Here is a 25,982-nt window from a genome sequence, read left to right as displayed (position 1 = left end):
GGATGTCTGCACTCCTGCCGATATAAAAACAGAGGGACCAGGCCAACTACCGGGGCGACTGGGCGGGCGTGTTCGCGTCGTCCTGCTCGGAATCGCCACTACTGACGAACTCGTAAAGTTTGAGAAGGAGATAAATCGGGAGTAACGGAGCCAGCACGATTGCCATCCCGACAAAAATCATCCAGCCGAATACGCCCATCCCGTTTTTTCCCTTCAACTCCCGTTGTGGCGTCACAGTATCAGTCATATTGAAGAGTTGTAGCAGGCCAGCAAAATAGGTTACCGTCTGGACTCTAGCAGTGGCGAACTTTTATTTTGACGGCTTGGTAACGATAGGAAAGGGGAATGGGGAAAGTTATCGACCTGACCGAGTACGAACAGCGGCCAGAGATACTGACGAGTACGTCGCTTACCGGCGGCCTGCTCGGCGGTGGGAAGATGTTGTCAGCAGCCCCGCTGGAGACGTACCTCGACAGGCAAGAGTCGCCGAGCTACGCTGCCAGAAACACGAAAGCCGGCCTGGAGATCGACCGCGAACAGGGCAACGAGCACATCGAGCCAGACGACGACCTCCAGGCGCTTGCCCTGTTGACCGACCTGCGGCTTCTCTTTGTCGTTGGGCAGCGTGGTGGTGATCAGACGTTCGAGATTCCGCTCGACCGTATCGTGGAGGTAAAATCGGAGTTCGAGAGCTTCCGGACGAGTACAGTTGAAATCCACACCATCGCTGACGAGCGTTGGCTGTTTCGGTGCACGGAGGACATCGAACCACTCGCCGAAAGGGCAGACGAGCTCGCACAGCTGTGGACACACGCACAGCGTCTCCTCGACGAGGCGGAGATGCAGGTGTCGAGCGCGGAGCGGGCGCTCGAAGAGTCGGCTATCGACAGGGCACGCGAGGAACTGGGCGACGCCGACGAGAAGGTTAGACGGGCACGCAACAGGATGTCCGAGGTCGGGCCGGCAGCAAGCGACAGGGTGTATTCGCGGGCCACTCCCCTCACAGAGCGAGTGAAAGTGCTCGAACGGAAATTGACCGCGGCCGAGGGTGCTCGCGCCCACAATCGGGCACAGGAAGCCTGGACAGGGGAAAGCTACGAGACAGCGACGGAGCGATACGAGCGAGCCATCGGAAGATACGAGGCCGCACTCTCGACGGAAGGGGCCGAGCCCCCGCAGGATACCCTCGAGAGACGGCTTCGAGGTGCAGTCAAGGAACGGGAACTGCTCCGAGTCGCCCCGCTTGTCGACGCCGACACGGACAGGCGACATGCTATCGCGACAGATGACCCTGAGAAAGCCGCTACCCGGTGGATGAAGGCACTGGACGGCTACCGGGAACTACTTACGCTCGAGTGGGCCAAAGAGTCCAGGGAGTTCGTCGTCGACAAAGAGGAGATAAAGGAGCAGACCGTCGAAATCGCCGATAGAACAGTTGAGAGCTACATCCGCGCCGGTCAGCAGTGGGTTCACGCAGCCGACCGGCTGGCCCTCGGTGGTCACGAGGAACAAGCCGACAGTGTCTACGAGCGCGCTACAGAGCAGCTCACGGAGGCAGAACAGATTGCACGAGAGGTCCGCCCCAGCAAGCTCGACGACATCCAGACAGAGCAGGAGCGAGCAGAGACGCGCCGTTCAGAGGGCCCCCCGGACGAGCCACTCGGGCAGCCGACTCCCGAGACGGTCAGCATCACCGGCTTGCATCTTGACTCCGAGGACGCGGTCGTACTGAAGGCGGATGACGACGATCCAGCCCGACAATCAGTGGCCGACGACGCCGTAGATGGCGGACAGACTGGCGGAGAATCGGCCGAACAGGCTGGCGACGAGACTCAAGACGAGACAGCCCGCAATCAGCGACAAGAGCGTGCAGGCGAAGGGTATCCCGAGAAAGCAGCCACAGCCAGCAACAGTGTGGACCGCACGAGCGAAGAGGATTCACTGCTCGAACAGATGCAATCTACACCCGCCGACGAGCGTCAGCCAGAATCGTCCGGGGCGACGCCGGATACAGACGACAGCGACGAGCAGTCGACGACGCTCGCGGGGCAGCTCGCAGGGCTGACCGACGACCAGTTCGACACTGTCGTTGAAGAGCTCTGGAGTTCACAGGGGTGGTCGACCATGTCGCCGTCGGTACAGTCCGCGTCTGCGTTCGACATCTTGGCGATGCGCGACCGCCCGAGTGAGGAACGGCTGGGACTCTGGACGCTACACGCTCCAGCCGGCAGCGTCGAGGCTGCGGACGTGACCGACTGCAAGGAGACACTCGCCGCGAATGATGGAGCAGACGCAGCGACAATCGTGACCACGGCAGCACTCACCCCCGAAGCAGAGGCGACGCTCACTGACCAAATCACGGTCGTCGAGACAGCGGAGTTGTGTCAGCTCCTCCGGTTTGAGGCGCTGGCAGACAGGGTGCACTCGCTTGCGGAGTCGTAGCGATGCTACTCACAAATACTTAAGACCGTTCCATCCGGTTGTTCACGACATGGAGTATTCACTGGAGCTAGAGAACACGCCGGAGTCGATTCCAGCAGGAAGCAGTATCTTGCTCGTCCATCCGAGTACAGGTGAGACAGACCGTATCGATACGAACTTTCTGAAAACAGACACCGACGAGTTGCTCGCAGTCTCCACACGGACGACCGCCCGTGAGGTCGAACAGAAGCTCGACCACTACGAAATCGGGGAGTCGAATGCAACAATCCTCGACGCGGTCTCGGCAGACAGAGGCTACACACGACGACAGAGCGAGCACATCCGCTACATTTCGACACCAGAAGACCTCGACAGCATCGTCGAAGAGACCGGACAGTTCCTCGAATCCACCGACGGAAAGCGCCGGGTGAGCGTCGACTCGATAACTGAGATGATTTACTACGCGGGCGAACAGCAGACTCGCGAGGCCGTTCACGCGCTGTTAGGCCTCATCGAGAGTCACGACGCCGTTGGACTCTTCCATCTCGCACGTGGCGTCCACGAAGATGGCATTATCGATGAATATCGGTCGATGTTTGAACGTGTCATCGAGCTGGACGAATCGGGAGAAACAACTGCCCACTTCCCGTCGTAACGCCTTCTTGGATGTTATGTTCCGGTCGTGTATCAGTACCATACCACCAATAGTTAAGATGACTGAGTTACGTAAGAATATACGTATGCCGGAATGCCAGAACTGCGGTGCTTTCGTAACGGCGGATTATGCACGTGTATTCACACCAAATGGCGTCGACGCGCCCAGAGTCTGCCCACAGTGTGAAGACAAGATACGTGATGGCGCGGACGTGAGACAGGCACGCTCGACGCGACGAGGATAACGCGCGTTCTGTGGTCTCGGTGCAGTTACAGTGATTCGAGAACCGATGAGAGGATTGTCTGTGCCTGTTCGAAGATATCCTCAGCACAACGCTCCTCGCGCGCCTGTGCTGTGAGACGGACGAGTGGTTGAGTTCCGCTCGCTCGCAACAGGAACCAACCGCCGTCTAGGTCGACTCGGACGCCATCGGTCGCGGATACGTTCTTGAATTCTGTGGTAACGCGCTCACGAACAGCGGCCATCACAGCCGCCTTGTCAGCAACCTCGATCGAGTCTCGGCGAATCGGATACGTCTCGACCCCGTCCACGCGGGCTGAGAGTGGTTGCTCCGAAGCCAGTGCGGCGAGGCGACAGGCGGCCAGCGGCCCGTCGGGACAGAGTGTCACCTCGGGCCAGATCCACGCACCGCTTGGCTCACCACCGAACCCGACGCCGTCCTCACTGGCTTGCTCTGCGACGTAGACATCCCCGACCGGAGTTCGCGTCGTCTCGATGCCGGCCTCCCGAAGGTGATCCTCGACAGCGAGGCTCGTGTCGACAGGAACAGCGACGGACTCACCGGCCTGTGTGGCGTCGCGAGCGAGGAGAGCCAGCAATGTATCACCACCCACGAACTCGCCGTCTTCTGTCACCGCGCGCATCCGGTCGGCGTCACCGTCGTGTGCAATGCCCAGGTCCGCGTCGCTGTTGGCGACGAGCGCGCACAGTGACTCACAGTTTTCTGCGGTCGGCTCACTGGGCCGGCCCGGAAACGCACCGTCCGGCTGTGCGTTGAGTGTCTCGACCGCACAGCCGAGCGCGTCGAGTGCGTCGACGGTAACTCCGCCCGCTCCGTTACCGACGTCGACGACAACCGAGAGCGGTTCCTCGATAGTGACCTCCTCGACCAGACGGTCACGATGTGTCGCGGTGTGGTCACGGTGGCTCCGCGTCCCGAACGCGTCCCAGCTGGCAAGCGCCGCGTCGCCGTTTTCGACGCGCTCGGTAATCGCTCGCCGAAGGCCGGCGTCGAACGCCTGGCCCGACGGCTGCCAGAGTTTGATACCGTTGTCCTGTGGTGGGTTGTGTGAGGCTGTCACCGCGACGCCGGCGTCTGCCTCCTCCCAGGACACCGCGCGTGCAATCGTCGGCGTTGCGGCGATTCCTAAATCTACCACGTCGACACCGGATTCACGCAGGCCCGCAGCCAGCGCATCCAGAAGCGCCGCGCCGCTGTCTCTCGGGTCTCGTCCGATGACGACCCGTTCGTTGTCGACGCCGAGTGCGCGGCCCACCGAGAGCGCGAGCGAGGCAGTCACTTCCTCGCCGACCGGTCCACGGATGCCGCTCGTTCCGAACATCGATGATTATTCGATTTCTGCGAGTCGCGCGGCGATTCGCTGGGCCCCGACGGTCGCGGCGAGGTCTGCTCTGTCCGCGGTAATCGCCTCGACGTCTCGACCGAGTTCCTCGCCCAGACGCTCCTCGAAGGCATCGACGATGCCCGGCACACATGCCATGCCGCCGGTGAGGACGATAGGCTGGTCCAGCGCGAGCTGGTAGATCTTCATGTGGTCGTTCGCGAGCTGTGAGAGGAACGTGTTCGAGAACTTCTCGACGGCCTCGTCGAGATACTCGTTCGTGGCGTCCATCACAGAGCGCTCGATTGTGAACTCGTGGCTGCCGCCGCCGGGTTGTTGGATGATGTCGGTGAAGGGCTCGAAGCTGTCGAAATCGGCGTGGTTCTCCTTGTACTCTCGGGCCTGCGTGACATCCACGTTGACCCGGCCCTGGGTCTCCTCTTCGACGTAGTTGGCGATGATGCGGTCGACCTCGTTGCCGGTCACCGCACCCGTCGTGAAAGGTGAAATCTGCTCGCCGCGGCGGTACGCGGAGGCTTCGAGGTTCGTCGAACCCATGTTGACAGCGATGAATATCTCTTCGATTGCCTGGAGGTCGTCGCCAAAGGCTGGAATCGAGCCACACAACGACTCGGGGTAGCTCTCGATGAGCGCCGCTCCGATAGAGCTGTTCTCGATAACCTCACTGAGGTTGTCCAGTCCAGCAGGGTTGTCGATGGTCGGAATCGCGTAGACGACGGCGCTCTCCTCGGGGATGTCGTAGGAGTCGATGACCGCCTCGAAGAACTGCTCGGTCAACTCGGCGCGATCCTCGTCCTCGGGAAGCCCAGACCGGAGCATGAACTCAACCCGGTCGGGGTACTCGCGGGCGGCCTCGTTACCGTAGAGGAACTGCTCTTCGCCGGTGAGGGCGTCCTCGTAGCGGGCGAGGCAGGTCAGCGTCCGTATCGTCTTGAGGTCGCCGTCCTCGGTGGGGAGAACGATGACTGTTCGTGTACTTCCTAGTTTGACTCCAACTGGAACGGGCTCGTCGTCGTCGACCTCGATATCCGCCGACAGCTCCTCGATTTCGGCGTCCACGTGCGAACTCATACGATGTGGCGTTCTCACCCGGCGGGTATATATCAACCGGAACTTATCAACCTCAGAAAAACTGTCGCCAGCGTCAGATAAGCAACCGTCCTCAGGGCGCGCCCGCGATGACCATCGTGCTCTCCTCGCCGAAGGTGAGCTGGCGCGACGCGTCGGCGTCGACCCGAACGGCCTCACCGGGTTCGAGGTCGATTTCGTCGCCCTCGACTGTCAGTACCCCCGAGCCATCGACGAGCAGATAGACCTCTTCCTGGCCGTCTTCCGCGTGGTCGTGTTCCATCCCGTCCCACCCTTCTCCGGCATCGAGGACGGTGAATCCGAGGTTCTCACAGCCGAGTTCGGTCCGGAGGAAGTGCATGCCTGGTGCGCGCGGTTCGACCTCGTCGTAACTGACTGTGTCGTATGACATACCTCAGTGTTCGGCCACCAGGCAGAAAAACATCAGGGTCCTGTTACTCGAACAGTTCCTCGAAAACCTTCGCCTGTGCAGCCCGGAGGTGCTGGTGGTAGGTCGGTCGGGCAATATCCATCGCCTCGGCGAGTTCGTTGCCGTCAATATCTCGGGGCCAGTCGAAGAAGCCGCCAAGGTAGGCTGTCTTGAGCGCAGTCTCCTGTCTGTCGGTCAGGCGATCGCTCAGCGCCGCCTTGAAGTCCTGTCTGGTCTCGACGGCCCGTTCGCGCTCGTGGTACCCAAGCAGGTCCGTCCCGGGATACCGCGACTCGACCAGCTCGAACAGCTCTCTGGCCTCGGCTTCGGCGGGGAGTTCGACGGTGAATCTGGCTCCCCCGTCTTCGGCGATGACCTCCTTGGTGACAGCCCCGTACTCGGCGAGCACCGCCAGCAGCGACTCCTCGACGACCAGCTCGACGAGACACTCGTCCTCGTGGTCGACGATTGTCGTCATCTCAAGCACCACGCTGTCAGTGCGAGCCCGCTCGATGAATGCCTCGGTGTCGACGTCTTCGGCCGAAAGATAGAGCCGGACTGCGCCGTCGGACCGATAGTCGATACCGACCGCTTCGAGCGTTCCCTCGGTGGGGCCCGAAAGGCGGTTAAACAGGAGGTCGGGGCTGTCGACGGCGAACTCCAGTTCGATAATCTCCGTCGCGTCGAGGATGCGGCCGCGCTCGACCGCGTTGATTGCGTTTGCCACCGCCCGACCAAGCGCATCCAGGATGACCTGCTCGCGCTCGTCGAACACCTCACTGTCGTCAGCACACACCGAGAGAACCCCGTAGGTCGCGTCCTTGTAGACGAGTGGGATGATGACGACGGCCCCGACGTCGCTATCGGCGACGACATCGGACAGCGGGCCGTACACCTCGGTCATATCGGTGAGTACCTGTGTCGTGCCCTCGTGGTATGCGCGAGCGACCGGCTCGTTCTCGCGTGAGAGGTCGAACCGCTGTCCGTCGACAGACAGAGAGCCGTCACCGTCCCACGCAGTCGGCAACAGCTCTTCTGTGGTCACGTCGGGCTGGCCAACCCAGGCAAACGAGTAGGGCTCTGTCGCCGCGAGTTCTGTGACAACGTTACTCTCCAGTTCGTCGCGTGTCCGCGCCTGAACCAGTACCTCGACAGTATTCTGGACCAAGCCGTTCACGCGGTCGAGCAGCCGGTCGGACTGCTCGCGGGCCTCTCGAATCTCCTGGGTCCGTTTCGCGCGCATGCAGGCTGCGGCCGCACTCGTCGCGAGCAGTCCCAGGATGCTCTGGTCGGTCTCGTCGAAGGCGTTTGGCTCCGTCGAGCCGACCGTTATCGTCCCGTGGACACCGACGGGGTAGTACATCGCCGACCGGATGTCGCCGTACTCGAAGTCGTTGTCGATAACGGCGAAGTCATCGACGATTGTCGGCTCGCCGGAGGCGAAGACGGTGCCGGGATATCCCTCATCGATGCCGTAAGTGGGGCGGTCTCCTAGCTTTTGTTCTGCTGCCTCGGTGGCCGCAATCGGCTCCAGCGTCCGGGCGTTGCCGTCGTACAGGCGAAAGAGGGCGACGTTTTCGTCGACGAGCTCCGCGGCGGCGTTGGCCGCGAGTTCGCCGACGTGTTGCCTGTCCCGGGCCTGCATCAGCGAGCGAGTCGTCTCCAGAATACCAGAGAGTTGCTCGCGGTGCATGTTCCGTTCGGTCACGTCCCGGCCGACACCGGTGACGCCGGTGATTTCTCCGGACTCGTCGTACAGTGGCGCTGCCGAGAACTCGTAAGGAATCCGTGTTCCCTCCTTCGTTTCGAGCATCGCCTCCGCCGACAGCCGGTCACCCGACAGCACCGAGTCGAACATCTCGGTCATCTGCTGGCTGTCTTCAGCGGTGATGATATCCGTCGGTTCGATATCTGCAATCTCTCCCGGTCCGTAGCCGGTGATCTCCTCGAAGCGCTTGTTCCACTGGATGAGCGTTTCCTCCTTGTCGAAGGCGTACACCGGGTCCGGAAGACTATCGAGCAAGCTCTCGACGACCGCCTGCTGGTGTTTGAGCTCCTGCTCGTATGTCTCGCGTTCGAGCATCAGCGTCAGCCAATCCGCCAGCGCCTGGACCACGGACTCGTCGTGCTCGTCGAAGCCGTCGTCTTTGGGGTTCCTGTCGGCAAAGCAGACGGTGCCGTACTGGTCGCCGTCGACCGAGAGAACAACGCCGAGGTAGCATTCGAGCTCGAATCGCTCATAGGCGGGCTCATCCCCCCAGCCCTCTTCGCTTGCGGCCTCAACGGTCTGTGCCTCGCCGTCTTCGAGCGTATACTGGCAGTACGTCTCGGCCAGCGGTGCTGACGCTCCGGCCGTCAGGTCCGGATGGTCACCGACGCTGTGCAGTATCCGCTGGGTATCGTCTGCGATACGCGTGACGAAGCCGTACTCCACACCGAGGTGCTCGGTGACGAGTTCGAGCATCCGGCGGATTTTCTCGTCGCGGTTCAACGCGAGCGCCGACGCCACGTCATGGAGCTGGGCGAGAATCGATTCCTGGCGGCTCCGCTCTCGGTCCAGAATTACCGCGACACCGGTATCGAGCTGTCGTACCGACGCGGTCAGGTCGGCTGGGATTGTACTGCTGACCGCCACGGTCGTGGTATCACCGGCACGAACCGCGTCAGGAATGTCCGTCTTGTCGAACAGCGAATCGATTGAACCGTCGGTCACGCCGTCGGGGTCGACATCGAGCAACTCGCCCGCAGTCTCGTCGATGTATACCACCTGATTCTCGTCGTCGACTACCACCACGCCCTCCGAGACGTGTTCGAACAGTTCAGGCGCGACCCGCTGGGGACTCCCGCTGTCGAGACTCATCTCTAGTACTAACTAGGTAGGTACGAGTATATATAAAGTCTCGTTCCCGGCGTGTCGTGGCGAGACAGGGACAACTCCGCACGACGGCCCTCACTCAGGCTCTGTGACCTGTTTTCCCTCTGCCTTCGGGACAACGACTTGTTGTGCGTTGGTCCACTCTCGGTCGAGTTCCCGACCCTCGAAGAGTCGGTCGAGAAAGACGGCGAGTGACGCAATTTCGGAGTGGGGTTGGTTCGTAACAGCAACGTTGAACGCGGCCGCCTCGTAGACATCGAAGGGGACCTTCTCGGCCCCGACGACGACGAGTAGGTCTTCCGTGTCGTCGCTTCCGATGCCGGCGACGTCTCGAATTTCGCCCTCGACCTCCTGAATCGGCAGGCCGTACATCGTCAGGTGGACGACTGGTCCCTCCCAGTTCTCGACAGTCGCTATCGGCTCGTCGGTGCTCTCGACCGAGAAGGGGCCGCCAAAGCGGTCGGTGATGTCCTCGATTGTCTCGCCGCGTCCGGCCCCAGAGCCAGCGAGGATGACACGGTCGGCCCCCAGCGCACGCGCTGTCAGTCCGACGTGTGTGGTCGTCCGCTCGTCTCGACCCGGCCGGTGGCCGAGTCTGAGTACCGCAACCTCCGGCGTTTCCTCCATCGTGGTCACATCCTCGGCTCGCAGTCTTAAAACGGCCCTGTTCTCCGAGACAGGGAGAAAAAGGCTTTACCGACCCGGCGACGTACCTGCAGGCAAATGGTACTCGATAATCTCGGCAGTTCGCTCCGGGGTACGCTCGACAACCTCCGGGGAAAATCCCGTATCTCCGAGGAAGACGTCGAAGGCGTCGTCAAGGAGATACAGCGCTCGCTTATCCAGGCAGACGTGGACATCGCGCTCGTCCAAGACCTCTCAGACAGTATCAAGGGACGGGCGCTGGAAGAAGAGCCACCCGCCGGCACCTCCGCGCGGGATTGGGTGCTTCGTATCGTCTACGAGGAACTGGTCGAGTTGCTCGGCGAGTCGACCGAACTCCCGCTCGAAGAACAGACGATTCTTCTCGCGGGCCTGTACGGGTCGGGGAAGACGACCACTGCCGCCAAGATGGCGTGGTGGTTCTCGAAGAAGGGGCTCCGGCCCGCAGTCATCCAGACTGACACCGACCGTCCCGGTGCCTATGACCAGTCCAAGCAGATGGCAGAGAACGCCGAGGTGGACTTCTACGGCGACCCGGACGAGGACGACCCAGTGAAAATTGCGACCGACGGACTCGAAGCGACGGCAGACGCCGACGTTCGTATCGTCGACACGGCCGGTCGTGACGGCCTGAACGAAGACCTCATCGACCAGATAGAGCGTATCGAGGCAGCCGTCAACCCGGACCGCAATCTCTTGGTTCTAGACGCGGCGATGGGGCAAAGCGCCAGAGACCAGGCACGTGACTTCGAGGACGCAATCGGTATCAACGGTGTCGCTATCACGAAACTCGACGGGACTGCGAAAGGTGGTGGCGCGCTTGCGGCCGTCGACCAGACCGACTCGACAATTGCCTTCCTCGGTACCGGCGAGACCGTCAAGGACATCGAACGCTTTGAGTCCTCCAGTTTCGTCTCCCGCCTGCTGGGGATGGGCGATATCGAGCAGTTGGCCGAGCGTGTCGAGCGCGCGATGGAGGAGGCCCAGGAGGAAGACGAAGAGTGGGACCCCGAGGACATGCTCGAAGGGCAGTTCACCCTGCGGGATATGAAAAAGCAGATGGACGCGATGAACCGGATGGGCCCGCTCGATCAGGTGATGGACATGATTCCGGGCATGGGCGGGGGGATGATGGACCAGCTCCCCGACGACGCGATGGACATGACCGAGGAACGGATGCGCGATTTCGAGGTCATCATGGACTCGATGACCGACGACGAACTGGAGAATCCACGCACTATTGGCGCGAGCCGGACCAAACGTATCGCCCGCGGCTCCGGCAAACCCGAAGAACGCATCCGTGAACTTCTCCAGCAACACAAGATGATGGACCAGACCCTCCAGCAGTTCCAGGGGATGGGCGACGCCGACATGGAACGCATGATGCAACAGATGCAACAGCAGGGCGGCGGCCCCGGTATGGGCGGGATGGGCGGCGGCGGCGGGAACCCGTTCAACTAACGGCTGCGAGAGTAGCTAGTCGTACGACGCAGCGCTTTCGTCGTAGTACTGCCCGGCCGCGATGAGAAACGAAGTTATCGCGGTCACAAACGCGACAGCTCCGATAGCACCGATACCGACCCGCAACACGTTTCCGGAGAGTTGCTCGGCGGCGAGGAGGACGAACACCGCGGTAACGAAGGTGATGAGCAGTGCCGTCCGGGCTAATCTGCCAACATCGACACCACTAGCGGACATAACTCAGGACCTCGTTGAGAACGCCGTCGTACTCGACGCCAGCGGCTGTGCTGCCAAGTGAATGAATCGACTGGCAAATCCACATGCCGGCAGTGAAGTTCACGAAGGCGACAAACGAGACCAGCCCGATCTGTCCCTCGACGAGGAGCGCGGAGGTGGCTGCGCCGAGGAAGCCAAACGCCATGATTGCGTGGGTCAGGATCGAACGAGTTCCAAAGTCAGCGAGTTCCTGCGGTGGGCCAATTGCCATACTATAGTGTAGGACTACACCGTCTTAAATCCGTGTGTGAGCTGACACACCTCGGTTGAGGACAGTGGCTGTCGGTTACTCAGCTATGGGATTGGAGTCCTCCATCAGGTCAATCCGGACAGCAGAGACCCTCGTCCCGTCGATGTCCGTCACCTCGAACATATACCCCGTCTCCTCGACAGTATCGTTTGGCTCGGGCGCTCGCCCGAGATGATCAAGTACCAGTCCGCCGACGGTCTCGAATCCTTCCCCCTCAAAATCCGTTCCGAGTGTGTCGTTGAGCGTCCCCAGCGGGACGCTCCCGTCGACGAGATACTGGCTCTCATCCACTTTCCGGATGGTCGCTTCGTCGTCCCCGGCGTCGAACTCGTCACGGAGGTCGCCGACAATTGCCTCGACCACGTCTTCCTGTGTGGCGATACCCTCCAGTGCGCCCCACTCGTCGATGACCGCGGCCATCTGTCGGTGTTCCTCGCGAAACTGGATCAGCAGATCGCTAACGGATTTGGTCTCCGGGACGATGATGACCTCCCGAGCGAGGTCACCGGCCGTGACAGACTCGCCGGATTCTGTGGCCCGGAGAACGTCTTTGAGGTCGACGTATCCGACAATCTGGTCAGGGTCGTCGGCCTCGACGACCGGGTACCGGGTGTGTTCCGATTCGAGAACTGTCGCCCGAATCTCCGAGATAGACGCGTCCGCCGGGAGCGCCACCACGTCCGGGCGCGGGACCATCACCTCCATGACGGTGGTATCGTCAAGGTCGAACACGCGCTCAATCATCTCGACTTCGGCCATGTCGACGTGGCCTTTCTCACCCGAGCGTGCGAGCACGCGACGAATCTCACGTTCTTCGAGTGTCTCTTCGGTCTCTGAGGCCGGTGGTACTCCGAGGAGTCGAGTGAAGGCGTTTGCCGTTCCGTTGAACACAATCAGGCCCGGATAGAAGAGAAGATAGAATATTTTCATCGGCGGCGCGACGAAAAGAGCGAGGCGTTCGGCCTCGGCAATTGCAATCGTCTTCGGGGCGAGTTCCCCGAACACGACGTGCAGGAACGTGATGATACTGAATCCGAGTGCGAAGGCGACGAGATGGAGGGCGCTCTCGGGAAGCACCGGCTCGAGCACCGGTTCGAGAAGCGCCGCGACAGCGGGCTCACCGACCCACCCGAGCCCCAGCGACGCGATGGTGATACCGAGCTGTGTCACGGCGAGGTAGTTGTCGAGCTTATCCATCACCTCCTCGAGGACCGCCGAGCCGGGCCGCCCCTCCTCGGCGAGTTGCCTGACAGATGTCTCTCGGATTCTGACGAAGGCGAACTCCGAGGCGACGAAAAAGCCGTTCAAGACGACCAGAAACAGCGCGAGGGCGAGCTGAGCCGAGGAGAGGACCAGGTCTACCACAGGTCCCCTCCAAGAAAGCTATCACTACTTGCGGGTGTGAACATAAAAAGTAGCATCCAGGCCAGCAATAAAAAGCTTCGTCGGCGTATCCGAGACAGCATAGCAGAGGGACCTGCCCGACACACCGCACGAGACCAGAACCTACATTTTGTTCGCGGAAGTCGGTGGGGCTATGGACACCACAGTCATCCAGCAGCCCCGTGAGACTCTCAGAGCTGTTTCGCATCCCCTCCAGGCAAACACAACAGGCGATACGCCGCAGGCAGTAGGAGGTCACAGCCGTGTCTGACCGATTCTCGCGCCGTGAGGTCCTGACAGCCGGTATCGCCGGCATCACAGCCGCGGCCGCCGGCTGTCAGGCACCGGAAGCGGGGTTCCGCGCAGAGGGAGTCTTCTTCGAGGGCGGAGCCACGGCGTTCGACAGAGTCGAAGCGTCGTTCGGGCATACGGTCCTCGACGGCGTGAGCCAGTTCCGTCACTCGCTGGAGAACTGGGGTTACCGACCGGGGGAAACAGTCCCTGATGCCGTCGAACAGGAGTGGCGGATTCCCGAACACAACACCGGCGAACACAGCGCCGCGAAAGCCAGCGCCGTCTCGCTGTCGGACGGAGAAGTCGCCTTTCCCGGCGATACGGGGCTCCTCTCTGCAATCTCTGCCGACGGGGAGATACAGTGGCAAGGAGAAACCGACCTCGTCGGCCGCGGTATCCACGGCACACCCGTCGTCGCGGATGGCCGCGTTTTCATCGGGGCCTACGACGGCGTGTTGTACGCCTTCGATGCGGAGACCGGACGCGAGGAGTGGTCGACGAAGCTGGGTGGCTCCATCGGGTCGAGTCCGAAATACGACGGCAAAGCAATCTACATGGCGGTCGAATACCCGGACCCCGAGGGGAGTATCTTCGCGGTCGACCCGGAGACAGGAAAGGTGCTCTGGGAGGACGAGAAGAGCCGTCCGACCGACCACCCACACTCGACGCCGGCTATCGACCCCGACGCGGGGTACATGACGGTCGGGTCGAACGACGGCATGCTCTACGGCTGGGAGTATCCCTCCCTGGAGTTCGCATGGACCTTTGAGACGAACCCGACGAACGATACCGACGGCGAAATCAAAGGGCCAGTGACGACATACGACGGCGCGGCCTTTTTCGGCTCCTGGGACCAGAACATCTACCGCGTCGACCTCGAAACGGGGACCGAGGACTGGTCCGTCAAGACGGGCTGGCTCTCGATGATGGGGCCGGGCGTCGACCCGACGCGTGACCTCGTCTTCGGCGGCAGCCACGACGACAACCTCTACGCACTCGACGCACAGACCGGAGAGATAGAGTGGACTTTCGAGACGGGGGGACCGCTCACTGGCTGTCCAACCGTCTGCGAGCATCGGGTCGTCTTCGGCTCGAAAGACCAGTCGCTGTATGCGGTCGACATCGAGACCGGCAAGGAGGTCTGGGAGGTCGAACACGAGGGCGTCGTGACGAGCACGCCCCTGGTCCGGGACGGCGACATCTATTACGCAGAGCGCGCCCCGGACCCAGAAGATGACGATATCGACGGCGGTGCGTACAAACTCGTCGACGCGGCGTGAACAGAGTAACACGGCGAGCGATTTAAGCTTCTTTCGCCGTTTAGTCTGCGTGTGACCCGTCGTCGATTAAAAGCCGGGCTGTGGCTCCGAATGGTTGTTGCCTCCCTCCTGTGTCTGGTCTCTGTCGGGATACTGCTTGCCGCGGAGGTCGTGCTGGCTACAGCTATCTCTGGTTTCGTATTATTACTCATGGGTGTGTTCGGGATATCGCTGCTCGCCCTCGCCGCGTTCGGCGTGTTTGTATTCCTCTCCTGGCGGCTCGTGATTGCTGGCCTCCATCAGGTGACATCTCCGGGAATACTCACACGTCGTCTCAGCGAGGGTGACCCGGTGTACGGACCGGTACAGCGAGTGGGCAAGAGCCTCTGGGAACCGCCATCGATTCGAAACAGGAGCCGAGGACTGACGATACTAGCCGGCGCTGGCGTCGGTCTGATTCTCGTCCAAGCCCTGGGTCAGGCAGTCTTCGGACCAAGTGACGTGGTGGCAGTCAGTATCGCGTCTGGAACACTCATTGTCGTCGGGTATACTGCTTGGCTCATCCGTGACGAGTTACACTCTACCGGGAGTATCCGAACGCAACTCGAAGACGAATACGACCTCATCTCGGACCCGGAACGAGAACAAGACGTTAGCCGTCGGCTTCAACGGCTGGCAGCGCAGGCAAACTGTCAAGCCCCAGCTGTCGAGATTGGCGCATCCCGGCTGCCACAGGCCGCAACCGTCGGCTACCGACCGCAGAACTCGGCAATTCTCGTCTCACAGGGGCTTCTCGACTCACTCGACGACCAGGAGATAGATGCGGTCCTCGCCCACGAACTCGCGCATCTGCTCAACCGGGATGCGGCAGTGTTAACGGCACTCTCGTTCCCGCGAGTGAAAGCACAGGGGTTCGTTCACCTCACACAGCGGGTGGAGGGTTCGGATGGAGACGTTTTCCTGTTTCCACTCCTGCTTCTCGCTGCCCCAATCTACGTCGTCAATCGGCTCGTAGTGCCGACAGTCACACGATACCGGGAGTACGTCGCAGACCAAGCCGCCGCCGAGTTGACCGGCAACCCCACTGCGATGGCGAGTGCCCTGTCGACGCTCGACCGAGAGTACACTGTTCGGTCGCCGAGAGACCTCCGGGTTCAGTGGTCGACGGCGGCCTTTGGAATCGTCCCGCCGCCGTGGGAGGAACGAAAGTTCTTCGACCGCACAGCCAAGTTTCTCTATCGTCGCCTGCTGGGAACACATCCACCGACCGACGAGCGAATCGAGCGCCTCCAGACACAAATCGAGTAACAGTCCCACTCGTTATATCCCCGCGGCGAGTGCGTCCAGTGCCTCGTCACCGGCGACGGTGACCGGGTCGCCATGTCCCATGCACGCAATCTCGAACGACAGGTCGCGGGCAGCAAGTGCACGGATACTCGCTCTGTTCTGGCTGTTGCTGGCAGCCAGCGGCCACGGTGGCGTCTCGAGCTTGCCGTCGTCACCTGTCACCAGATCGCCGAGGACTGCGAGACCCAGGTCCTCGTGATAGAAAGCTGTATGTCCCGGCGTGTGCCCAGGCGTGTGGTAGGAGGTGAATTTGCCGACGGTTTCACCGTCCTGGATGCGACTGACACCGGTCTCTGGCGGGCGCTGGAAGAGGCCGGCAACACGCTGGAACGCGCCTTTCTTACTCGCCAAAGGCGGGCTGTCCGTGCCGTCCAGGAAGCTCGCGTCTGGTTCCATCGCGTACATCGGCACATCAACACCCAGGCCGGGGAGGCCGCCGACGTGGTCGAAGTCGTAGTGTGTAACGAGGATTCGCTCGATTGCGTCGGTGTCGTATCCCGCGGCGTTGATTTCAGCGACCAGCGTATCGACTGATCCCGGTGTACCGGCGTCGACGAGTGTTACCGTCCCGTCGTCGACCAGATACGCGTTCACCATACCGAGGTCGAGCAGCCAGATTGCACCCTCGTCAAGTTGTGTTACCATGGGATACAACAGATAGAGGCTACGAAGACAGAAATCTACCGCCCCGCCTACGACGCGTCCTGTTCAGCGTCGGCAGCAGGCTGTTCGTCGCCGCCCGGAACGGTCTCCTCTGATGACTCGTCTTCGGGGAAGTACCCCGACGGGCCGAGATACCGCGTCCACAGGACCAGAAGCGAGGGCAACACGAAGACACTCGCCAGGAACGCGTAGATGATTGTGAGGCCTGTGATGATACCGAACTGTTGGAGAATCGGCAGGATAGCGATTGCCAGCGTGCCGAATCCGCCGACGGTCGTCGCGGCGCTGCCGAGCAACGCACCGCCGGTGCCGGTGACGGTCGTCTCCATCGCCTCCCAGACATCACCCCGTCTTCGGAGTTCGAGTTCGTACCGCGAACTGATGTGGATGCTGTAGGCGATTCCGAGCCCGACGGTCAGGGAGGTGATTGTGCCGGTCAGCGTGTTGAACGGAATCTCAAGTAACCACATCGAGCCGAGAATCCACGTGACCGCAAGCGCAACAGGGACGAGCGTGACGAACCCGAGCGACGCCGGATTCCCCGTCAGCTTGTACGCAATCGAGAGGAAGAGGAAGACAGCAACGAGCGTAATCAACAGCCCCTGGATGACCGTATCGAGCAGGTCCTGCTGGACCTTGTCGAAGATAACCTGGTCACCGGCAGGGGTTGCCGTCAGGGAGCCCCCGCTTGCCGTCACGATGGTCTCGGACACGTCACGGTTGTCGTCGGCTATGTCGCCGATTCTCGCGTTGCCGGTGACGCCGAACTGGAGGCGAATCGCCCGGTACTGGCCGTTCTCGTTGTGGATGAACTCAGACGCATCTGGGTTCGCCGTGAGCAGGAGGTCGTACAACTCCTCGACGTTGCCCTCGGGGACCCCGTCTTCGCCGGTGGCCTGGTCGTAGGCCCCCGCGAACTCGGCCAGCGCGTTTTCCTGGTCAGTGCGCTCGCCGGCAGGAATCGCAGCGGCCTCGGCCCCGCGTGCGGCGGTTCGCTCCATCACCGACAGCGGCGAGGAGATATCGGGACCGTTTGGCCCGACGAACAGTGTTTCGAGGCCACCAACCTGTTCACTGGCCTGTGCAAGCCACCGCAGCGTCTGCTCGTTTGTCACGTCGCCACGTATCAGTACCTCTGCCTCGTTGTCTTCCTGCTGGTAGTTCTCACCGATGAACTCCAGGTCCTCGTTTATCTGGTATGTTCCGGGAGCCATCGGACCTGGCAGACTTTCGGTCCACTCCGGTGGGCTATCGGCCAGGAAATCCGTCTCGTCGAAGCTGGTGTCGACCTGCGTGGCACCGTACCCGCCCGCCAGCGAGAGCAAGATAGCGAAGACGACAACGGCAACCGGGAATCGCCGTGCGGCCGCGACACCGCCAGTCAAGAGCCGACCGAACGTCGACCCACCGGTGCCGAAGGCCCGTTTCTGTCGGTCGATTCCGCGGGCTTCGAGGAAGCCGTCGAGCTCGATTTTGACTGCAGGCATCAACGCGCCGAAGATGACGAGCGCGGCGACAACACCGACAGAACTCACGATACCGAAGTCCTGCAGTGGTCCAATCGGACTGGTCAGATTCGCCAGGAAGCCGATTGCCGCCGTTACGGTCACCCAGACGAGCGCCGCGCCGACGCCTGCGAGCGCGAGCGACATCGACCGACGAATACCGATATCGTCCTCGCCGGCACCACGCTGCTCGCGGTAGCGCATGAAGACGTGTATCGCGTAGTCAATCGAGAGCCCAATCAGGAGAACCGGGACAGACAGGAGCAGTTGGTTGAACGAGATGTTCGCCCATCCCATGAATCCGAAGGTCCACACCAGTACGCCGATGATACCGACGACACCGAGGATGATGTCGAGCACGTCGCGGTAGGCGACAGTCAGCGCGACGACGACGAACAACAGCGCAAGCGGCCCGACGAGCGCACCGCTGTCACCGAGTGACTGGCTAATCTCGTCGTTCAGGATGCCGAATCCGAAAATCGAGTACTGCGTGCTCCGTTCCTGCGTTATCTCTCTGATTTCGAGCTGTGCCTGGGTGAGGTCCTCGGGGAAGGAGTTCGGGTCCTGGACCTCGGTATCGAGTGACTGTCTAACGATGGTGCTCCCCGCCTGTGCGGTCGTCGACCCAGGCTCGTAGGACGCCGGCATGAAACTCAGCGCCAGGGGATTTCCGTCTTGGCCGAACACGTCTGTGACGATAGCTTCGAGCTGTTCCTGGTCGAGTTCTTCTACCGCCGCGCGCTGCTCGGCGAGTGTCGGCGGCTGCTCGCTCGCCTCGCCCTCTGGCTGCCCTGCGCGGACTGCAGCCGTCCCGATAACGTTAGCGTACCCAAAGACCGGCCGCTCGTCGGTGAACGTCCGGCGAATCGTCTCTCGCTCCTGCATCTCTGCCTGGAGCGATAACGACTCCAGAACGGACTCTTTTGTGAGGACGTTCTCGCCGCGCTGGATGACCTGAACGAGGGCCTCGTTGTTGCCGTCGTCGATTGTCAGATTCTCTTCGATGTAGGCCTGGGCGTCTGCCGCCGGCGAGTCACTCTCGAACTGCTCGGTATCTGACTGCTGTTCGACCTGTGACATCCCTGCGCCGATTGCGACAGTCATCACGAGGACGACGAGGATTACGGTCTTCGTGTATGTTGTCAGAAAGTCACCAACCCGCGTCGGAATACTACTCATCTCTCTCCTCCTGGTGGGTAGAACAACATCGACATTGCATTGCTTATTTCTGTTTTTTTGTTCAACACATATAAGTCCATTATCTCACCCATAATTTGGGCTCGCGTCGGTGCTCTGGCATCATCAAGTATACCTGTCATAAATCCCAGATACAAAGCTGAGAGAAGCGTATTGCGACGTCCGCTTCCAGTGTACCTCGCTCTCACTTGGTGTGACCATCGTGAGTCATCACACAGTCAAACGGGAGATGTCCCTCGACGACGCCGGTTAGGGTCGCCGGAAGAACCATTTATCTGCCGGGAAACGTATCCGGTATGCCAGCCATCGAGGTCGAATCGTTGACAAAAGAGTACGGTGACGTTCGCGCCCTCGACTCGGTCAGTTTCGCAGTCGAGAGCGGCGAGATATTCGGATTTCTGGGTCCGAACGGGGCGGGCAAGACGACCACCATCCGAACCCTGCTCGGACTGCTGAAGCCGACGGCAGGGGGCGCGACGGTGCTCGGTGCAGATGTCAGCAACGAACGAGCACTCGTTGATGCAAAGCGGCGAGTCGGCTATCTGCCGGCGACGCTCGGATTCGACCCTGGGGTGACCGGCGAGACGGTTCTCGACTACCACGAATCGATGAAAGGCGGTCAGCGTCGCGAAGAACTCTGTGAGATATTCACGCCACCGCTGGACCGGCCGGTGCGCGAGTATTCGAGCGGCAACGAGCGTATGCTGGGCATCATCCAGGCGTTCATGCACGACCCTGACCTCGTGATACTGGACGAGCCCACTTCGGGTCTCGACCCACTCAAGCAGGAGGAATTCAACGAGTTCGTCAGAGCAGAGCGTGAGCGAGGAAAGACAATTTTCTTCTCCTCACACGTCCTGAGTGAAGTCCGGCGCGTCTGTGACCGCGTCGGAATTCTCCGGAACGGGGAGCTGGTCACACTCGAAGACGTAGAGACGTTGTTGGAGCGGGGCGGAAAACGCGTTCGGGTCCAGATGGACTCAGAGAGTGCCTCGGAGCTTGTCGATCTTGATGGCGTTGTCGACGTGACCCACTTTCCCGACGGAATCCAGTTCGTCTACACCGGCGAGTACGACAGACTGCTGGACGAGCTCTCGAGGTACGATATCCGTGAGATAGATATCAGTGAACCACCACTGGAGGATATATTCCTTCACTACTACGGGGCCGATGAGGTCACTGGAGGAGAGTCACATGCTTGAAACCGCCAGACACGAGGGCAGACGACGGCTCAAAGGAACGGCAGTTCTGACCGTTGCAATCGCCCTCTACAGTGGGTTCATCGTCTGGTATTTTTCGGCTCTCGAAGGCGTCGAGTACGAGGAACTCTTCCAGGAAGCCCCGGCCGCAATCAGGAACGCGTTCGGAATCGAGGCACTCTCGACGGTCGAGGGATTCCTGAGTGCACAGATTTTCAATTTCGTGTGGCTGCTTGGATTGGGACTGTATTTCGCGTACACCGCCGGGGGCCTGATTGCCGGTGACATCGAGAACGAGCGGATGGACCTGTTGCTCTCCTTTCCGATCTCTCGGTCCCGGTTGCTGTTGGAGTTATTCACATCCCTGCTCGTGCCCATCGCCGTGGTCAACGCCGTCACAGCCGGCGTCCTTTACGGACTGGTAGCGGCAATCGGGGAGTCCATCGACCCGGTGGCACTCGCGGTCGTCCACCTCCTTTCGGTTCCATACCTTCTCGTCTGTGCGGGCATCGGTCTCGTCTTCTCTGTCTCGGTCGACCGGGCCGCTATCGCCGAACGGGCGGGCGTCGGCCTGGTCTTTACCCTCTTTCTCGTCGAATCTGTCGTCGGGGGCAGCACCGATTTCGAGGTACTCAGGTATCTGAGCCCGACGAACTACTATCAGCCGACAGAGATTCTCGTCACGAACTCGTACTCGGTCACGGACACGGCGGTTCTACTGGTGGCGTTTCTGGTACTGCTCGCAGTGAGTCAGGCGCTGTTCAGACGGCGAGATATATAGGACATTGATTGGTCTTGTCACACCTCAGTCGTCACTCGACAACACTCCCGGAGGACCACCACCCTCGGGGTAGACGCTCTTTGCCGGAGATGGCGGCTCTTCGCGGATGTCGGTCCCGATGCCGCTGTCGAGGACTTCGGCGTAGGCATCGGGAAAGACACGGACGAAGTCGTCGAGTGCGGCCGTCCAGTCGTCGAGAATTGCTGCCGCCCGGTCGCTGTCGGTGTACTCGTGGTGGTTCTCGACGAGACAGCGGAGCAGCGCCCGGTCGCTGTAGTCGAGGCTTTCGGAAACACTAACCATCTCGTCGTTGAGGCGGTCCTCGAACTCGTCATCCGGGTCGTAGACGTATGCGATGCCGCCGGACATGCCGGCAGCGAAGTTACGGCCTGTCTCTCCGAGCACCGCGACGACGCCGCCGGTCATGTACTCACAGCCGTGGTCACCGAGCCCTTCGACGACTGCGGTGACCCCGGAGTTACGAACACCGAAGCGCTCACCGGCGACGCCGTTGACGTAGAGTTCGCCGTCGGTCGCCCCGTAGAGACAGACGTTGCCAGCGACGACGTTCGATGCCGGGTCGTAGCCGGCCTCAGCCGGGGTATTGATGACAATTCGCCCGCCCGACAATCCCTTGCCGACGTAGTCGTTGGCGACCCCGTCGAGTTCGAGCGCAACGCCAGCGGCGAGAAAGGCACCGAAGCTCTGTCCGGCAGCTCCGTCGAACCGACAGGTAACCGTTCCCTCAGGGAGCCCGTCACCGCCGTGTTCGGAGACGACCCGATTCGAGAGCGTCGCCCCAACTGCTCTGTCTCGGTTCGAGATGTCTGCTTCGATAGTGGTGGGGTGTCCGTCGTCGATTGCCGACGCCGCCTCGTCGATGAGGTCCCAGTCGAGCAGGTCGTCAATCTCCGCGTGGGCCTGCTCTCGAACCTTCGTTCTGGTCTCTCCGGCCGGCTCGGCGAGCAACCCAGAGAGGTCGAGATGCTGTGCCCTCTCGCTTGATACCTCGCGCTGGGTGAGAAACGCCGGCCGGCCGACGAGATCGTCGACGCGACGCAGCCCCAGCTCTGCCAGAATCTCGCGGAGTTCCTGGGCAATGAACGTCATGTAGTTGATGACGTGTTCTGGCTCACCGGGGAACCGCTCGCGGAGGTCCTCGCGCTGGGTCGCCACCCCGACAGGACAGGTATTTTCGTGGCACTGTCGCGCCATGACACAGCCGGAGGTGACGAGTGAGGCCGTCCCGAAGACGTACTCCTCGGCACCGAGGGCCGCCGCCACAGCCACGTCCCGGCCCGTTTTGAGCCCGCCGTCGGCGCTTACTCTAACCCTGTCTCGCAGGCCCGTCGCGGTCAGCATCTGGTTTGCCTCGGCGACTCCGAGCTCCCAAGGCAAGCCCGCGTTCTTGATTGAGGTCTTCGGGGACGCACCGGTGCCGCCAGAGTGACCAGAGATGTGGACGACATCAGCATTCGCTTTCGCTACTCCCGTGGCAATCGTCCCGATACCGGCCTCCGAGACCAGCTTGACGTTGATGTCGGCGTCCGGGTTGGCCGCCTTCAGATCGAAGATGAGCTGCTTGAGGTCCTCTATCGAGTAGATGTCGTGTTGTGGGGGCGGCGAGATGAGTCCCACGCCGGGCGTCGAACACCGTACGTCGGCTATCATCTCGTTGACTTTCTCGCCGGGGAGGTGGCCGCCCTCGCCGGGCTTCGAGCCCTGTGCCATCTTGATCTGGAGTTCGTCTGCCTCGGCTAGGTACTCGGAGGTGACCCCGAACCGTCCGGAGGCGACCTGCTTGACTGAACACTCCCGCTCGGTGTCGAAGCGTTCGGGAGGTTCGCCGCCCTCGCCGGTGTTTGACTTAGCTCCGAGACGGTTCATCGCAATCGCGTTGTTCTCGTGTGCCTCCGGCGAGAGACTCCCCAGGCTCATCGCGGCCGTCGAGAACCGCTCGACGATGGACGCGACTGGCTCGACCTCCTCGACCGGAATCGGGTCGCGGTCGGAGTCGAATTTCAACAGACCTCGCAGCGTTTCTGCGTCCGCGCCGGTCCCGTTGGCGCGGTCTGCGAACTCCTGGTAGGTCTCGTACTCGCCCTGGCGTACCGCCTGCTGGAGTGTGCCGACCGTCTTGGGGTTCCAGCCGTGACGGAGCCCGGACGAGCGGTTCTCGTACTCGCCGATTGTATCGAGTTCTGGATCGGCACCGAAGGCCATCGCGTGGCGCGTCCGAATCCGGTCTTCGATATTGGACATGCCGATTCCCTCGGTCCGTATCTCGGTCCCCGTGAAATACTCCGCGACAAAGTCGGAGTCCAGTCCCACCGCCTCGAATATCTGTGCACCCCGGTAGGATTCGACCGTCGAGATGCCCATCTTCGCCATCGTCTTCAAGAGGCCGTCTTCTAAAGCGTGTCTGTAGGCGCCGATTGCGTCGTCTTCATCGGCACCGTCGGGCCCGGCCACCGTATCGGCAATCGAGTCGTAGGCAAGATACGGGTGAACCGCCCCAGCACCGTAGCCGACGACTGCGGCGAGGTGGTGGACTTCGTGGATGTCGCCGGCCTCAACCACGACGCCGACGCGGTTCCGGAGTCCTTCCCTGACGAGGTGGTGATGAACGGCGCTGGTCCCCAGCAGACTCGGAATCGGAATCCGCTCTGGACCGGCCTTGCAATCCGAGAGCACCAGCAGGTCGGCTCCGTCCTCGACAGCAGCTGCGGCCCGGTCCCGGAGACGTTCGACCGCAGATTCGAGCGAGGTATCGGGGTCGAAGGTCATATCGAGGACGGCAGAGCTGAACTCTTCGGTACCGTCGAGTCGCTTGAGTGTGGCCGTCTGCTCGCCGGTGAGTACCGGCGAATCGGCGACGATCTGTCTGGCGTGGGCGGGGGTCTCTGCGAGAAGGTTACGTTGGGACCCGAGACGTGTTTCGATCGAGGTGACAAGCTCTTCGCGGATGTAGTCGATCGGCGGATTTGACACCTGTGCGAACAGCTGCTTGAAATACGAGAACAGCGGCCGCTCTACCTCCGCGAGGACCGACAGCGGCGTGTCGTCACCCATCGACCCGACCGGGTCCTTCCCCTCCTGGCCCATCGGCTTCAGGAGGTGGTCGAGCGAGTCGGTCGTGTACCCAAACGCCGCTTGGTGAGCACGGAGCGGTACCGTCTCTTCCTGGTCTGTGCCGGCTCGGCGTTGGGGGGTGCTGTGGTCCGCATTCGAGAGCGGCGTGTCTTCCGTGAGTGACGAGAGCGACCGTTGCCCCTCGTCGACCCACCGGCCGTACTGTTCGTCGGTCAGTCCGTCGAACACCTCCTCGTCGGGGACAATACGACCCGTCTGTGTGTCGGCGACGAACAGTTCTCCCGGCTGTAGTCGGTCGCGGGTCTCGACATCTTCGGGGTCGGTCGGGAGTGCGCCGGCCTCGCTCCCGATGAGCAGCCGGTTGTCGGTCGTCACCTCGTACCGACAGGGCCGGAGCCCGTTCCGGTCGAGCACGGCAGCGAGTTGGTCGCCGTCAAATCCGATGACCAGGGCCGGTCCGTCCCAGGGCTCAACAAGAGAGGCGTGGTAGTCGTAGAACTCCCGTCTGCTCTCGTCCATGAGATCGTCGCCGCGAAACGCCTCGGGGACGAGCATCCGAAGCGCGTGGGGCAGGTCTCGCCCACTCTGGACGAGCAGTTCGAGGGCGTTGTCGACGCTTGCGGTGTCTGACTGTTCGGGGTCGTCGATAATCGGCGTCACCGTTTCGAGTTCCGGGCCAAAGCCCTCGTGGGCCAGGTCGTTCTCTCTCGCCCGCATCCAGTTGATGTTGCCTTGTATCGTGTTGAACTCGCCGTTGTGGACGATGTTGCGAAACGGGTGAGCGAGGTGCCATCTCCCGAGCGTGTTCGTCGAGAATCGTGCGTGAACGAGCGCGACGTGGCTCTGAAAACGAGGGTCGCGCAGGTCCGGGAAGTAGCCTGCCAGCTGAGTGCCCTTCAGCAGCCCCTTGTAGACGACGCGGCGGCGGTCGAGTGAGAGTATATAGAACGGGTCGTCGGAATTTGGGGACCCCACGTGGTTCTCGACTGCACGGCGGGCGACGTACAGTGCTCGGTCGAAGCCACGAAGCTGTGGATCGCCCTGGGCTTGCTCGGCGGTGAACTGCCCGGCGAGGTCGGCGTCGTCCCCTGGTGCGACGAAGACCTGTCGGATATCGGGCTCGGAGGCCAGCGCGGTTTCCCCGAGTCCATTGTTGTCGGTCGGGACGGTCCGCCAACAGAGTACGTCGAGTCCGTACTCTGTCAGTGTGTCCTCGACGACACCCTCTAGCTTCGCTTGACGGTCATCGTCGGTCGGCATGAACATCGTGCCGACGCCGAACTCCTCTGGCAGATCGGTATCGAGCACCGCCCGGAAGAATTCATCAGGTCGGCTCACCATGATACCGGCTCCGTTGCCGGTGTTTGGCTCCGCGCCGGTCGTCCCGCGGTGCTCCATGTTTTCGAGCAGCGAGACGGCGTCAGCGACTGTCTCGTGAGATGGCTCTCCGTCAAGGTCGACGATACAGCCGACACCGCAGTTCGAGCGGTCGTCATCGAGCGATACAAGCCCCGCTTGGTAGCCGTCGTCAGGGTTGGATGCTCCTGACATGTCCCCG

General features: G+C 61.6%; 20 protein-coding genes. 8 read left to right on the top strand and 12 right to left on the bottom strand.

Annotated features, from left to right (window positions below; genetic code table 11):
- Positions 1-46: 46 nt before the first annotated feature.
- Positions 47-247, bottom strand: coding sequence for a DUF7535 family protein (locus tag OSC37_RS01945; protein WP_267162924.1), 201 nt, complete (start codon positions 245-247; stop codon positions 47-49).
- Between the two features lie 98 nt (positions 248-345).
- Here OSC37_RS01945 and OSC37_RS01940 point away from each other — a divergent pair, with 98 nt between their 5' ends.
- From OSC37_RS01940 to OSC37_RS19105, 3 genes are all read left to right on the top strand, one after another.
- Positions 346-2,442: a restriction endonuclease gene (locus OSC37_RS01940; RefSeq protein ID WP_267162923.1), complete on the top strand. Its 2,097-nt coding sequence runs from the start codon at positions 346-348 to the stop codon at positions 2,440-2,442.
- A 49-nt stretch (positions 2,443-2,491) separates the two neighbouring features.
- Positions 2,492-3,076 (top strand): DUF7090 family protein, encoded by a 585-nt coding sequence (locus OSC37_RS01935; RefSeq protein WP_267162922.1) that lies wholly within the window; start codon positions 2,492-2,494, stop codon positions 3,074-3,076.
- Positions 3,077-3,161: 85 nt separating this feature from the next.
- Positions 3,162-3,320 (top strand): DUF7563 family protein, encoded by a 159-nt coding sequence (locus OSC37_RS19105; RefSeq protein WP_438267590.1) that lies wholly within the window; start codon positions 3,162-3,164, stop codon positions 3,318-3,320.
- Positions 3,321-3,345: 25 nt separating this feature from the next.
- Here OSC37_RS19105 and glmM read toward each other — a convergent pair whose 3' ends face one another.
- From glmM to OSC37_RS01910, 5 genes are all read right to left on the bottom strand, one after another.
- Entirely contained in the window at positions 3,346-4,659 is a 1,314-nt protein-coding gene (gene glmM, locus OSC37_RS01930) for a phosphoglucosamine mutase (protein ID WP_267162921.1), read from the bottom strand.
- 6 nt (positions 4,660-4,665) lie between these two features.
- Positions 4,666-5,751, bottom strand: a complete 1,086-nt coding sequence (locus OSC37_RS01925; RefSeq protein WP_267162920.1) for an actin-like salactin — start codon at positions 5,749-5,751, stop codon at positions 4,666-4,668.
- 91 nt (positions 5,752-5,842) lie between these two features.
- Entirely contained in the window at positions 5,843-6,160 is a 318-nt protein-coding gene (locus tag OSC37_RS01920) for a cupin domain-containing protein (protein ID WP_267162919.1), read from the bottom strand.
- Positions 6,161-6,203: 43 nt separating this feature from the next.
- Positions 6,204-9,038, bottom strand: coding sequence for a bacterio-opsin activator domain-containing protein (locus OSC37_RS01915; protein ID WP_267162918.1), 2,835 nt, complete (start codon positions 9,036-9,038; stop codon positions 6,204-6,206).
- A gap of 90 nt (positions 9,039-9,128) precedes the next feature.
- Positions 9,129-9,680, bottom strand: coding sequence for a tRNA (cytidine(56)-2'-O)-methyltransferase (locus OSC37_RS01910; protein WP_267162917.1), 552 nt, complete (start codon positions 9,678-9,680; stop codon positions 9,129-9,131).
- A gap of 96 nt (positions 9,681-9,776) precedes the next feature.
- On the opposite strand from OSC37_RS01910, the gene OSC37_RS01905 reads away from it, so the two are divergent.
- Positions 9,777-11,177 carry a signal recognition particle protein Srp54 gene (locus OSC37_RS01905; RefSeq protein WP_267162916.1) on the top strand — a complete coding sequence of 467 codons (1,401 nt, stop codon included), beginning with the start codon at positions 9,777-9,779 and terminating at the stop codon, positions 11,175-11,177.
- Between the two features lie 15 nt (positions 11,178-11,192).
- On the opposite strand, the gene OSC37_RS01900 is transcribed toward OSC37_RS01905, so the two are convergent.
- The 3 genes from OSC37_RS01900 to OSC37_RS01890 form a co-directional block, all read right to left on the bottom strand.
- Positions 11,193-11,414 carry a hypothetical protein gene (locus OSC37_RS01900; protein WP_267162915.1) on the bottom strand — a complete coding sequence of 74 codons (222 nt, stop codon included), beginning with the start codon at positions 11,412-11,414 and terminating at the stop codon, positions 11,193-11,195.
- Positions 11,404-11,664, bottom strand: a complete 261-nt coding sequence (locus OSC37_RS01895; protein ID WP_267162914.1) for a hypothetical protein — start codon at positions 11,662-11,664, stop codon at positions 11,404-11,406. Before OSC37_RS01895 ends, OSC37_RS01900 begins: the two co-directional genes overlap by 11 nt.
- Positions 11,665-11,739: 75 nt before the next feature.
- Positions 11,740-13,068, bottom strand: coding sequence for a hemolysin family protein (locus tag OSC37_RS01890; RefSeq protein WP_267162913.1), 1,329 nt, complete (start codon positions 13,066-13,068; stop codon positions 11,740-11,742).
- Positions 13,069-13,349: 281 nt separating this feature from the next.
- Here OSC37_RS01890 and OSC37_RS01885 point away from each other — a divergent pair, with 281 nt between their 5' ends.
- Positions 13,350-14,660, top strand: a complete 1,311-nt coding sequence (locus tag OSC37_RS01885; protein WP_267162912.1) for an outer membrane protein assembly factor BamB family protein — start codon at positions 13,350-13,352, stop codon at positions 14,658-14,660.
- Between the two features lie 90 nt (positions 14,661-14,750).
- On the top strand, positions 14,751-15,947 hold the full coding sequence (locus OSC37_RS01880; RefSeq protein ID WP_267162911.1) for a M48 family metallopeptidase: 1,197 nt from the start codon (positions 14,751-14,753) through the stop codon (positions 15,945-15,947).
- Positions 15,948-15,959: 12 nt separating this feature from the next.
- On the opposite strand, the gene OSC37_RS01875 is transcribed toward OSC37_RS01880, so the two are convergent.
- Both OSC37_RS01875 and OSC37_RS01870 read right to left on the bottom strand, forming a co-directional pair.
- Entirely contained in the window at positions 15,960-16,631 is a 672-nt protein-coding gene (locus OSC37_RS01875; protein ID WP_267162909.1) for an MBL fold metallo-hydrolase, read from the bottom strand.
- 47 nt (positions 16,632-16,678) lie between these two features.
- On the bottom strand, positions 16,679-19,333 hold the full coding sequence (locus OSC37_RS01870; protein ID WP_267162908.1) for an efflux RND transporter permease subunit: 2,655 nt from the start codon (positions 19,331-19,333) through the stop codon (positions 16,679-16,681).
- A gap of 314 nt (positions 19,334-19,647) precedes the next feature.
- On the opposite strand from OSC37_RS01870, the gene OSC37_RS01865 reads away from it, so the two are divergent.
- Together OSC37_RS01865 and OSC37_RS01860 are read left to right on the top strand one after the other, a co-directional pair.
- Positions 19,648-20,553 (top strand): ABC transporter ATP-binding protein, encoded by a 906-nt coding sequence (locus tag OSC37_RS01865; RefSeq protein WP_267162907.1) that lies wholly within the window; start codon positions 19,648-19,650, stop codon positions 20,551-20,553.
- Positions 20,546-21,331: a DUF2705 family protein gene (locus OSC37_RS01860; protein WP_267162906.1), complete on the top strand. Its 786-nt coding sequence runs from the start codon at positions 20,546-20,548 to the stop codon at positions 21,329-21,331. The genes OSC37_RS01865 and OSC37_RS01860 overlap by 8 nt, the downstream gene beginning before the upstream one ends.
- Before the next feature lie 24 nt (positions 21,332-21,355).
- Here the strand turns inward: OSC37_RS01860 and gltB are convergent, their stop codons facing one another.
- Positions 21,356-25,975 carry a glutamate synthase large subunit gene (gene gltB, locus OSC37_RS01855; RefSeq protein WP_267162905.1) on the bottom strand — a complete coding sequence of 1,540 codons (4,620 nt, stop codon included), beginning with the start codon at positions 25,973-25,975 and terminating at the stop codon, positions 21,356-21,358.
- Positions 25,976-25,982 lie beyond the last annotated feature (7 nt).

It is taken from the genome of Halovenus salina (genome assembly GCF_026410925.1).
Classification (GTDB): Archaea; Halobacteriota; Halobacteria; order Halobacteriales; family Haloarculaceae; genus Halovenus; species Halovenus salina.
The sequence above is the reverse complement of the archived record's forward strand: the minus strand, read 5'-3'. Positions and strand labels throughout refer to the sequence as shown.